This is a genomic window from Actinoplanes regularis, from assembly GCF_900188005.1.
Taxonomy (GTDB): Bacteria; Actinomycetota; Actinomycetes; order Mycobacteriales; family Micromonosporaceae; genus Actinoplanes; species Actinoplanes regularis.
Map to the genome: position 1 here is coordinate 102,948 of NZ_FZNR01000010.1, position 12,174 is coordinate 115,121.

General features: G+C 71.9%; 9 protein-coding genes. 8 read left to right on the forward strand and 1 reads right to left on the reverse strand.

Annotation, left to right across the window (positions count from 1 at the left end; genetic code table 11):
- Nucleotides 1-162 precede the first annotated feature (162 nt).
- The 6 genes from CHC09_RS25235 (at nt 163) to CHC09_RS25260 (ending at nt 7,601) form a co-directional block, all read left to right on the forward strand.
- Nucleotides 163-873, forward strand: a complete 711-nt coding sequence (locus tag CHC09_RS25235) for a cellulose binding domain-containing protein (protein ID WP_089295672.1) — start codon at nt 163-165, stop codon at nt 871-873.
- A 149-nt stretch (nt 874-1,022) separates the two neighbouring features.
- Nucleotides 1,023-1,679, forward strand: a complete 657-nt coding sequence (locus CHC09_RS47155; RefSeq protein ID WP_203833206.1) for a hypothetical protein — start codon at nt 1,023-1,025, stop codon at nt 1,677-1,679.
- A gap of 262 nt (nt 1,680-1,941) precedes the next feature.
- Nucleotides 1,942-3,189: a PD40 domain-containing protein gene (locus tag CHC09_RS25245; protein WP_179277274.1), complete on the forward strand. Its 1,248-nt coding sequence runs from the start codon at nt 1,942-1,944 to the stop codon at nt 3,187-3,189.
- 881 nt (nt 3,190-4,070) lie between these two features.
- Entirely contained in the window at nt 4,071-5,306 is a 1,236-nt protein-coding gene (locus CHC09_RS25250; RefSeq protein WP_089295674.1) for an erythromycin esterase family protein, read from the forward strand.
- A gap of 41 nt (nt 5,307-5,347) precedes the next feature.
- Complete coding sequence (locus CHC09_RS25255; RefSeq protein WP_089295675.1) at nt 5,348-6,034, forward strand: hypothetical protein; 687 nt, start codon at nt 5,348-5,350, stop codon at nt 6,032-6,034.
- Nucleotides 6,035-6,110: 76 nt separating this feature from the next.
- Nucleotides 6,111-7,601: a COG1361 family protein gene (locus CHC09_RS25260; RefSeq protein ID WP_143232532.1), complete on the forward strand. Its 1,491-nt coding sequence runs from the start codon at nt 6,111-6,113 to the stop codon at nt 7,599-7,601.
- Between the two features lie 172 nt (nt 7,602-7,773).
- On the opposite strand, the gene CHC09_RS25265 is transcribed toward CHC09_RS25260, so the two are convergent.
- Nucleotides 7,774-8,760, reverse strand: a complete 987-nt coding sequence (locus CHC09_RS25265; RefSeq protein ID WP_089295677.1) for a hypothetical protein — start codon at nt 8,758-8,760, stop codon at nt 7,774-7,776.
- 103 nt (nt 8,761-8,863) lie between these two features.
- Here CHC09_RS25265 and CHC09_RS25270 point away from each other — a divergent pair, with 103 nt between their 5' ends.
- Nucleotides 8,864-11,281: a helix-turn-helix transcriptional regulator gene (locus CHC09_RS25270; protein WP_239138508.1), complete on the forward strand. Its 2,418-nt coding sequence runs from the start codon at nt 8,864-8,866 to the stop codon at nt 11,279-11,281.
- A gap of 110 nt (nt 11,282-11,391) precedes the next feature.
- A complete protein-coding gene (locus tag CHC09_RS25275) occupies nt 11,392-12,165 on the forward strand; it encodes a hypothetical protein (protein WP_089295678.1) in 774 nt (257 codons plus the stop codon).
- The last annotated feature ends 9 nt before the right edge of the window (nt 12,166-12,174 follow it).

Here is a 12,174-nt window from a genome sequence, read left to right on the forward strand (position 1 = left end):
TGATGTTTGTTGATGTCGGGCCCGGCGATCGGGAGCGGTTCCGGGAATCGGCTGCCGGGACGCCGTTGACCTGCTCGTCTTGTTTACCTACTGTGTGCTCGTTCACATATGCCGGGCCGGTGCGGGAGGGGCATTTCGTGCGCTGGACGGGCACTCACTGAGATGAAGCGTTCAACATTCCGGGAAGGCGGCTTCCGGCAGGGATTCGGGGATCTGCTGCCGTGGACGCCGACCGCGGTTGGCGTCGGTGCCCTGCTGTGCATGGTCACCGTCACCGGGTTCCGGTTGCTGCCGGAGGAGCAGAGCGGCGCCGCCGCCGGGCCCGAGGCGATCCCGCCGGTGCCCGGGGCCGCGCCGTCGAGTTCGGGCGTGCCGTCCGCGACCGGCACACCGGCGGACCCGTCAGCGGGCTCGTCGGCGGGAACTCCAGCGGATCCGTCGGCGGCGAGCGGTTCGGCAACCGCCCGGCCGTCCTGGTCCAGCCTGCCGGTCGTCCTGTCGCCGACGACCCGGGCGCCGTCGAGCCGTCCGCCGACGAGTCGCACCACGGCCCCGTCGGTCACCGGGCGCTACTCGGTGGTGGGGTCCTACGACGCCGAGTTCATCGGCGAGGTCCGGGTCGGCAACTCCACGGGCAGCCCGGTCGACTGGGTCGTCGTACTGCGCTTCCCGGGCAACGTCGGCGACCTGCGCACGTCGTGGGTGGAGTCCGCCCCGCAGGCGACCCTGAGCCGCTCCGGCGAGAGTTTCGTCTGGCGTTCCGGTGTGCCGGTGGACGGGTCGTCCAGCGTGGTGCTGCGCTTCCAGTTCGCCCGCACTGGCACCGGCGACCGCCCGTCGTCCTGCACGGTCAACGGCACCCCCTGCGCATAAGACAAATTCAAGATCCTTTCCAGGTACGTCCGATGGGGCGCCGTGGCCAGGCTCGAGCCGAGTCCCGTGGCACCCTCACGCGAGGCCCGCACCATCCAGGCCGCTGCCGCGCGTCGCGGCCCGGATGCACCTTCCCCTCGGCACCGCTGATGCCGCCGCGATCGGTCGGCCGTGCCCGCCCTGCCGGCTCGCACGGCCGGACGGGCACGGCCGACCGATCGCGGAAACCGCGAAAACCCACGACCACCCAGACCCTGCCCAACGGCTACTGCGGACTGCCCGTCCAGAAGACCTGCCCACACGCCAATGCTTGCCTGACCTGCCCAGTCATCCTCACCGAGCCCGAGTTCCTGCCCGAACTACGCGAACAGCCCACCCTCACCCTGACCCTGATCGACAACGCCACCAGCTGCGGCCATACCCGCGTCGCGCAGATGAACCAACAGGTCGCCGACAACCTCACCCGCATGATCGGCGAACTCGAGGACGGCAACGAGGAGACCGCGAGTGCGAGCCGACAACTCCCACCTCATCGTCGCTGCAGCCCGGCGGCGGGCCACAACGACCGTGCGCCGCGCGAAGGCCGCCCTGCGCCGGCTCGACACCACCGGCGCCACGATCACCTTCGAAACGGTCGCCCGCGAAGCGGGCGTCTCCCGATCCTGGCTCTGCAACCAACGCCTACCGTGCCCTGCATGGATCATGATCAGCCCACGCGGGTTGCCTTCGATTTCGAGCAGTACGGCCGCCGCGTACGGGAAGGAGGTGTCGGCAAGAAACGTGTCACCAGATCCAAACGGCGGTGATCATGACGTCCCGGCCGAATCTGGCCATTGAGCTGACGCTCGATTGGGTGGGCACGGGCATCGAGTCCAGGTCGAGCGCGGTGATGATGTCCGGCTATGGCCCGGGCCTTGAATCTGGATGAGCTGGTCGAGCACTGGCAGTTTTGCGGCATGACAGACGTTCCCCAGGAAATCGACACCGGAGGATCAACCACCCATGACGTTGGGGCGCACACGGCCGAACTGGCCGGTTCAGATATCGATCATCAGTGCGATCCTGGCGGTGTCGCTCGTGGTCCTCACGCTCGCCGGCATCACAAGTGGTCTCTTCGGATGGCATCCCGGGACACCTGCGGCCGTGGAGGGGGCGCGGGCGGTGAACCTGCCGGCGACGGTGGGGGCGCCGGGTATCCGCAGTGCCGACGAGACGAAACATCCGGTGGCCGCGGCTGCCGTCCTGATCAGCGGCAACACGTGGTTCGCGGACGGCTCTCACTGGTACGGCGCGGTGATCAGCGCGGACTCGGGGGACTACCGGGTGTTCGTCAACAACGCCGGGGCCGCCGGGTTCGGGGCCGTGCTGTCGCCGGACGGCCGCCGCCTGGCCTCCGGCGACGGGATCCTCGACATCGCGACCGGCCGATGGACGGCGTACCCGCAGGCTTGGCAGGACCGGGAACTCGCGGCGCAGGCCTGGTCGCCGGACGGTGCCCGGCTCGCCGTGACCAGCCGCGTGCCCGGCGGCGACGGGCCCTACCCGGGAACGGCGAACGGGTCCGCCACCATGCTGAACCTGCTCGACGTCGGAAACGGCGCGATCACCGAGGTCGCGGGTCTCCCGGACGCCGCGGCGCTGGACGGCTGGACGGTCGCGTTCTCGCCGGACGGCACGCGTCTGGCGTACCAGGCTTCCGGTCAGGTCCGCATCGTCACCGTCGCCGACGGTCGAACCACCGCCGTCGCGTTGCCGGACGGCGCGCGGCTGGCGGGCAAGGGCAGCTGGACCCGCGACGGGCAGGGGCTGCTCGTGGTGTCGGGAGAGCACTGCTCCTCCTGCGGCGACTACCCGATGCGCTGGACCGTGACGACCCTCGCGGCGACGACCGGGGCAGCCGTGGGACCGCGGTATCAGGTCGACGGGGCGTACGCGGTGCGGGTGCTCGGCTGGTGGCCCTCCGGCCGGCCGGTGGCTGTCGCGTACGCGCCCACCGATGACGCCGCCACGACACTGTTCGACGACGAGCCGGGCCGTTACCAGCTGATCAGCATGAACAAGGTCGATTCCGCCCGGCTGTTGGAGCTTTCACCGGGGGCCGTCCATCACCAGTTGAGCTCGGTTGGCACCGAGGCCATCGATGTGGCCGACAACGTGCTGGCCGCGGGCAAGGTCGGGACGGCCGCGACGCCGGCGACCACGGTCGACAGAATCGCCGGCGGCCTGCTCACCGCTGCGGCGCTCACGGCCGCGACTGCGGTGCTGTCCGGCGGTTTTGCCCTCTGGCGGCGGCGCTTTCGCCGGCCGGCGCCGTAGGCGTCAACGAGGGTCGTGATCGTCGACCGGCTCGGGCCGCTACCGTGACCTAGTCGGTGGATTCGAGCGTCCAGGGGTCACCGCGGACACAGCAAGGCACGCGGATGTTCGGTCGATGAACGTGGCGTCACGGTAGGCGCTGGGGTTCGGGCGCGATGAACGTGGCGTCACCACCGCGTAGGTGTGGTCAGCGATATCGGGTGGCTGTTCCCGAAACGGCCGCAGGATGCCGCCCGGGACGACGGCTCATACGCCGGCGAACTGAACGCCGCGGTGGAGGAGAGGGCACGGCAACTGTCCTGACCGGCAAACCGGCGGCCACGGCCAGAGACCCACAGAGCAAGTCGGGACCGGATCTTCGCTGGTGGGGGCAGCTCTTGACCACCGGCCGGGACTGCCTGCCCACTTCCCGGAATGGCCGGGTTCACCCGTCGGCTGGAAGCGGACCGTGACGCGCGGCTCCGGCCCGGGTGGCGCGGGCCTCGCGCGGGATGGCACGGGACTCGGCTCGAGCCTGGCCACGGATCTCCGTCGGTCGTACCTGGAAATGATCTTGAGCTTGATTGCCGGGCACGGCAGGTCCTGGCGGCAAGGAGCGTGTCACCAGCCGCAAACGCGGCCGATCACATGTGCTCGATGTAGCCCGCGGCGATGTCCTCGGGCGGGTTAGTAGCGCTGGGACACCCGGTCCTCCCCCATGTCGTCGCCCGTGACCTCCGCGGCTGCCGGCATGGGGTTACCCGGCTCGTGACGGGCGGCATCGCCTCTAAGGCATCCTAGGATTCTAGGAATGCTCCGGTCGGACGGGCGCGGCTGCCGACCGGTAGGTTGACTGCCCGGAAGAGAGCGGTTCGGACCGGTCCGACGCGAAGGAGCGCAGGATGCCCGCAGGGATGAACGCGATCGGGATCGCCACGCTGGAACCGGACGCGGCGCTGGACGACCTCGAGCCGCTGCGGGCGCTGATCGGCGACGCGCGGATCGTCGGGATCGGCGAGTCCGCGCACAACGTCCGGGAATACCAGCAGGTCAGGCATCGGCTGGTGCGGTTCCTGGTGGAGCGGATGGGCTTCTCGATCGTGGCGCTCGAGTCCGGGTTCAGTGAAGGGCTCGCGGTCGACCGGTGGGTGCGGGGCGGGGACGGCGACGAGCGGGAGGTCGCGGAGCAGGGGCTGACCTACCGGTTCGGGCGGACCGCGGAGACCCAGCGGCTGCTCGCCTGGCTGCGGGAGCACAACCGGCTCGGTGGGGACGTGCGCTTCGCGGGGCTCGACCTGCCGGCCGACCTCGGTTCGCTGGCGCCGGCGGTGGAGGGGGTGTCGCGCTACCTCGACGGGGTCGACCCCGGGGCCGCTCAATTCCTTGAACAGATTCGGACGTACGCGAAGGGCTGGGCCAGTCCGCACACGATGGCGGCGTTCGCCGCGTACCGGGAGACCCCGGCGGCGGACCGTGACGCGCTGACCGTCCTGCTGTCCGAACTGGCCGCGCGGGTCGACGCGCTGCGGCCGATCTACGCCCGGCGCGGCGCCGCCGCGGGGTTCGCCACCGCCCGGCACGAGCTGCGGCTGGCCGTCCTCCTCGACCAGATGCTGCGTGCCCAGCTCGCGGCCGTGAACGGGTCGGGGGCACACGCCACGGTGAACGTCCGGGACACGGCGATGGCGGAGACCGTGCGGCACCTGTCGCGGGAGGCGCCCGCCGGGTCGCGGATGGTGATCTCCGCGGCCAACACCCATCTCCAGCGCATTCCGATCAGCCTCGGCGGCACCTTCGAGGTGTCCGTGCTGGGCAGCCACCTGGCCGTGGAACAGGGCGCCGGCTACCTGTCGATCGCGGTCACGAGCATCGGCGGCCGGACACCGACACGGCGCCCGGCCCCGGGCACCGAGACCGGCGTCGAGGTGCTCACGGTGGATCTGGCCCCGCCCGCGCCGGGCAGCGTCGAGGCCCTGCTCGCACCCGGCGAAGGGCACGTTTCGCCGCGGATCACCGACCTCCGGCCAATGCGCGGCGACCCGGGCGGGCCGCAGCGGTTCCGGAACCTCGACAGCTACATCGAGTTGCCGGTCGCGGACGCCTTCGACCTGGCGCTCGTCGTCCCGGAGCTCGCCTGACGTGTCCCCGGCCGCCTGGGCAGGCCGATAGGATCGCGCGCATGCTCAAGCGTCGATGGCTGGTGGCGGTGGCGGTGGCGCTCGTGCTCGGGACCGCCGTCGGCGCCGTCGCCGCGGCCGCGCCGTCGATCGCGGCGGTCACCTGCCCGCAATGCTATGGGCTGTCCGGTCTCGGCGATGGGGTGTACGCCGAGCGCGACGATGCCGGTTACCGCCGCGCCGTCGACGCGGCGCAGCGGCGGATCGACGCGTTCTACGGCGGCCGGCAGGCGCACGCCCGGGTGCTGATCTGTGCCACCGACGCGTGCTACCGGCGCATCGGCGGCGGCCGGGAGAAGGGGAAGGCCCTGGGTACGAGGGCGCTGCTGCTCTCCCCCACCGGGGCCGGCGAGGTGATCGCCACGCACGAGCTCGCCCATCTCGAACTGCACCAGCGGCTCGGTGCGGCCCGCGGCAAGGTTCCGCACTGGTTCGACGAGGGGCTGGCGGTCCTGGTCTCCGACGATCCGCGCTACCTCGGGTCCGGAAGCGATCGGTGCCGGCTGCCCTACGATCAGGCGGTCGCGGTCACCCGGACCTCCTGGGGCGCCGCCACGGCCGGGGGCACCGACGGCGGCTACCTGCAGGCGGCCTGCGTGGTGTCCCGGTGGAAAAGCGGACACGACGTGCTGAAATTCATCGCCGACCTGCGGGCCGGAAAGACCTTCGACGCCGCTTTCAGCCAGTGACACATCGGCGTTTTGATCTTGTCGGGCGCAGGGCTTAAGCTCCACCATCTTTGTGCCCGAACCCGAAACGGTGATCATGCGCCTGCGAACCTTGTTCCGTCGCCTCCTGCTGCCGCCGGTCGCCGCCGGCCTGGTCGTGTCCAGCCTGGCGCTGCCGGCACGGGCGGAATCGCTCACCGATTTCCCGCTGCTGTTCATCGACATCGCCGACACGGTGACCGTTATCGACGGGCAGTCGAAGACGGTCAATTTCGACATCCGTAATTTCGGCGGTGGGAACGCCGAGAACGTGGCCGTCGGTTTCGGCCCGGTTCCGGCCGAGATCGGGTTCGTTCCGCCGGCCGGCTGCTCGGTCACCACCTGCGAGCTGGACAAGCTCGCCCCCGGTGAGAAGCACCGCTTCAGCTTCACCGTGAAGCCGACGGCCGCCGCCATCCCCGACCTCGCGATGAAGCTCAACGTGTCCGTCTCGATCGACGGCGAGGAGAACGACTCCACCGCGGTCCAGGTCATCCGTACCACCAAGAGCGGCGCGGACCTCGAGCTCGCCGAGATCAAGGACCTGAATCTCGGCCGCGGGCAGTCCACCGACCTGCCGGTGACCATCAGCAACACCGGCAACACCGCGTCCACCACGCTCGGCCTGGCCGTTTTCGCCGAGGAGGGCATCGAGCCGGACCTCGACTACCGCAACTGCGAAAAGGACGACGAGGGCGGCGTCATCTGCGTCATCGACGAGCGCCTGGCCCCGGGTGAGACGGCCGGCCTGGCCGTGCGGTCCCCGGCGAAGCTCAAGGTCGGGGCGGACGTGCCCGGACCGGCGTCCTACTTCGTCGACGTCGTCGCGGTCGGGCTCAGCGACAAGTTCGTTGCCGAGTTCGCCAAGCGCAACGCCGGCCGGACCGGCACCGAGCTGCAGCTGAAGAAGACTGCCAAGGTCGCGCAGCTCAACGCCGACGACGAGGATCCCATCTCCGACGACCTCAACCCGAGGGACAACGTCGCCGAATTCACCGTCTCCGTGCCGAAGTCGGACGCGGACAGCAAGGCCATCGGCGGCACCATCCGGGGCACGGTCGGTGACCACGTCACGTTCCAGGTCGGCACCCAGAACCTGGGCCCGACCGCCACGATCCCGCTGAGCTTCACGGCGATCAGGTACGTCCATGTCAACCTGCCGGTCGGCGTCGAGCTGACCGAGGAGACCGAATCCTGCCTGCCCGGCACTTCGCTCGACGACATCGACTTCGAGGGCACGCTGGCCAGCCGGGACTGGGTCTGCCTTGCCGCCCAGCAGCTGCCCAAGGGCAAGAAGAGCATGTTCACCTTCACCGCCGAGATCCAGGACGGCTCGCACGAGGCCGGCTTCGTGCAGGTGGACGGCGGCGTCCAGGACTCGAACCACGGCAACGACAAGGCGGCGCTGACCGTCGAGGCCCAGGAGGGCCTGCCGGTCACCGGCCCGTCGGCCGTCCTGCTGGCCGGCGCCGGCGCGGCCCTGCTGGTGGTGGGTGTGTTCGCGTTCCGGCTGGCCCGCCGCCGCCGGATCATCACCATCGTGGAGTAACGCGCCTCAGCACAACGACGGCCCGGGTGCGCACACACCCGGGCCGTCGTGCGTTCAGAGCCGTTCCGGCGTGCCGATCTCCGCCCGGCGCAGCTCCTCGATCAGGTGCACGGAAGGGTGAGCGAATACGATCGGGCCGGACGGTGATCGTGCATCGGCGAACTGTACAAAGTCAGTCCCAGGGCGGCAGCGGCTGTCCGGGGATCTTGCGCCCGAGATATTCGACGACCTTGCGGCAGTCGAGGTTGGGCGAGTTGTACGGATTGCCCTTCAACACCTCCAGCAGCGGCGCGTCGCCGGACAGCTGGTCGTCCTCGTTGTGACAGGTCAGGCGGGTGTCGATGGCGGACTGCGGGATCCGCATGACATACCGGGTGTCGGCGTGCAGCACGGTCACCCAGTCCTCGGTCTCGGCGATCGGGTGGCCGTAGAACCGGCTCTCCGGAGCCACGTGGAGCCGGTTGTAGTCCACGTTCATCTGCTGTGTCGACACGACCGTGGGCGTGGTGAGCAGGAAGGCCTGTGCGGAGACCCACGGCGCGTTGAGACTGTGCAGGAACTGGAACGCCAGCGCGGCGGCGCCGACGTAGACGACGGACAACCCCTGCCAGCGCCCGAGCGCCCGGCGCCGGCGGATCAGCCGCTCGTCGGTGGAGCCCGCCAGCCTGCGCCTGTACTGCCGCAGGAACAGCTCCAGGCAGAGCGCGGCGAGCACCACGGCGAACCCCTGGACCAGGTATTTGAACGGTGACGCCAGCGCGGTCACCGCGACGACGATGAGGAGCAGCGGCCACAGCACCGGCTGGATGTGGGACCGGAACCGGACGGCGAACCAGGCGGTGCCCAGGGCGACGGCGGGCAGGATGTAGTAGGCGTAGATGGTCACCGTGCCGAGCGCCACCTGCACGGGGGTCGCGGCGAGCAGGGCCGTCGTGGTGGTCAGCGAGTAACGCGCGACTCCGTAGATCTTGATCAGGAACAGCAGGATCAGCAGTGCCGAGCCGACGGTGAACACCTCACGGGAGCTGATCCCGGAGACCGGCTCGGGCTGGGCCTCGGCCGGAGCCCGGGGCGGCTCGGGCTCGGCCGGAGCCCTCGGCGGCTCGCTGCGCGGACCGGTCAGCAGACGGGGACGGGAACGCTTCTTCGGTTGCACCATCGTGAGGCCCTTTCACGCCTGCGGTGGACGCCTCACGATAGGCGTTCACCGCAAGGTCCGATGTGGCTTGGTGCAGCAGGGCCGGTCGGCCAAGATGGGATGCATGCCGCCACCGCGCTGCGCCGCGACCACTGTGGTGGGGGTCGACGGATCGGGCCGCTCCCATCGGCTGGCCGAGCTCGCCGCGACCTTCCCGGGGCCGGTCCTCGACCTGCCCGGCCGGCACGAGCCCGCCCGGGTGTGGGCCGACCGGCTCGCCACCGCGACCCACGAGACCCTGATCGTCGCCGACGACGCGCACCGGCTTCCGGGCGCGGTGCTGTGCGAGCTGGCCGCGGCCGCGCGGCGCGGGGTACCGATGCTCGTGGGGCGCCGGCCCACCATCGACCGGCCGGAGCTCGCCGAGCTGGACGAGGCGGTCGCCGGGGGCGCGACGGTGGTGCTCGAACCGCTCGACGTCGCGGGGGTGGCCGGCCTGCTCGGCCGGCTCACCGGGCGGCGCGTCCCGGTTTCGGAGGCGGCGCACGTGCACGCCGTCTCCGCCGGCCGCCCGGCATTCGTCGCCGCGCTGGCCGTCGACCTCCAGGACGGACAGCACCGCACGGTGACACCCGCGCTGGTCGCGCGGATCCAGCGGCATCTGGCCCGGAGCCCGGGCCCGGTGACGGGGCTGGCGCGGGTGCTGGCCCTGCGGGTGGAGGTGGCCGACGAGGTACTGGCCGCCGCGGCCGGCATCGCCGTGGCCGAGCTGGCCGTCCTGATGCGGGAGCTGCGCGACAGCGGATGGTTCACCGAGGCCGGGGAGACCCTGGTGCCCGCGGTGGCCGCGGCGATCCGGCAGGAGGCGTCCCCGGCCGAGCGCCGCCGGGTGCACGACGCGGTCGCCACCGCCCTGGTCGCCACCCGTACCTCCGCGGTTCTCGCCGCCGAACAGCTGCGGGCCGCCCAGGCCCGCACCGCCTCGGCCGCCGCGGTGTACCGGCGAGCGGGCGAACAACTGCGCTTCACCCGGCCCGCGGAGGCGCTGGCCTGGTTCGATGACGCCGTGGCGTGCGGTGTGGAGCCGTCCGGGATGGCGGCGAGCCGGGCCGAGGCCGCCGCCCTGCTGGGACACCCGCACTCGCCCGACGTGCCGCCCGGCGCCGACCCGGAGGGACGGCTGACCCTGGTGGCGGGCGCGGTGGCCGCCCATGAGGGCCGGGCCGGGCGGGCCGCGGACGCCCTGCTGGCCGCGATCGCGCCGGGGCCGGTGCTGGCGGTGCCGGCGCTGGTGGCGGTGGGCCGGCTCGGCCCGGCCCGGGCCGCGGCGCGGACCCCGGCGCCGGCCAGCCTGCTGCGCCTGGCCGAGGCGGCGCTGGCCACCGGTCACCCGGCCCGCGCGTTGCCGCTGCTGATCGAGGCGGCCGAGGCGGTCGAACGGGCCGCGCCGGCGGTGGTGCTGCCGGACACCCCGCACGCGCTCGGCGCCCTGGTCGCGGTGACCGCGGGCGATCAGGTCACCGCGGAGGCCCTGCTGCACCGGGCGCTGAGCACGACGGTGGGCGGGCCGGTGTCCGCCGTGCGGCACCGGCTGCTGCTGGCCTGGGTCCGGCTTCGCGCCGGGCGGTACGACACCGCCGCCGAGGAGCTGGACCGGTCGGCGGACGTCGCGTTGCCGGGTCGCGAGGCGCTGCTGCGGGCCGCGCTGGGCGCGGGACTGGCCCGGCGGCGGGGCGACCTGGCGCGGATGCGGCGGTGCTGGGCCGGCGTCGAGCCGATCCTGGCCCGCGGCGCGGTCGACCTGCTGCAGATCGAGGCGGTCGAGGAGCTGGTGATCACCGCCGCGCGGCTGCGCGGGCACCGGCGGATCGAACCGGTGCTCGGCCGACTGGAACAGATCGTGGCGGACCTGGGCGCCCCGCCGGCCTGGCTGGTGAGCACGTACTGGATCCGGCTGCAGGTGGCGGTCGTCCTCGAGGAGCCGGCGGCCGCCGAGCGGGGCGCCGGCGCCCTGCTCGGGCTGGCTCGTGACGCGGTCGCCGAGCTCGGCGACCGCCAGCTGGCGCAGTGCGCGGCCGCCGGGCTGTGGGCGGCGGTGCTGCGCGACGAGTTCGAGGTCCCGGCCGTGCTGGCGGCGACGACCCGGCTGGCCGAGGTGGAGCTGCCGTGGGAGGGGTCGCGGCTGGCGGGGCAGGCGGCGCTGCGGGTCACCGATCCGGTCGCCGCCCGGCGGCTGCTCGAACACGCCCGGGTCCTCACCGGCCCCGCCGCGGAAGACGCCACGCGGGCCGAGCGCCGTTCCGCCGGGCTGCTCTCGGTCCGGGAGCAGACGGTCGCCCGCCTGGTCCTCGCCGGCCGCACCCACCGGGAGATCGGCGCCCAGCTCTACATCTCGGCGAAGACAGTGGAGCATCACGTCGCCCGGATCCGCGCGAAACTGGGTGCCGACAGCCGGGCGGAGTTGGTGGCCGCCCTGCACGAGGCGCTCGGCGCCGGGGCCGCTGACGGTCGGCTTGCCGACAGTCGCGGGGCGATCCCCTAACCCGGGAGTGTGAGGAGGGGGCCTGCCCCGATGACCCCGCACACCGTGGGTCGGCAAGCTGTTTCCATACCCGCCGACACCGGGTGACAGCACGAGAGGAAGGCACCGACATGGCAATCGACGTGACCGCCGCCATCAGCGACCTGATCTCGGATATCTTCAACGACCGGGAGGTGGCGCACGACTACGCCTCCGACCCCTCCGGCGTCCTCGCCGCCCGTGGGCTGACCGACACGGACCTCTCCGAGGTGGACATCCCGGAAGTCACCGCCCGGGTCGCCGCCGAGCACGGCCAGAAGGACCCGTACGCATCCGACCCGGGTTACGGTCCCGGCCCCCACGAGGGCGGCCCGGCCGCGGCACCGCCCACCTACGACGGTGAGCAGGGTGTGGGCGAGGTGATCCAGCATCTGAACTACATCACCTACGTGACCTATGAGGACGATCGCGACATCATCCAGCAGATCGAGATCGACGACTCGGTGGACAACTCGGTCGACAACTCGGTGGATGTGTCGGTGGACGGGCCGGTCAGCGGCTACCTCGACGTCGACAGCACCCCGACGACCGTGGGGCACGACCAGAACATCGAGCAGCCCTGGCACGACGACCACCCGGAGCCCAAGTACGACGACGACTTCGGTGGCGGGGCCAAGCCGGACTACGAGAAGCCCGACGCCTACGACAAGGACTACCCGGAGCAGGCCGGGCACGACCAGTACGAGCCGGCCGGGGACGCCCCGGCGTACGACGGCCCCGAAGAGGCCCCCTACGACAAGCCCGAACAGCCCGGCGACGAGCCGGCGGCGTACCACGACCACGACGCCGAGCCCGGGCACGACACCGAGGACCACTCCGACCACGGCCAGGTCGGCGTCTCCTGACCGAAGTCG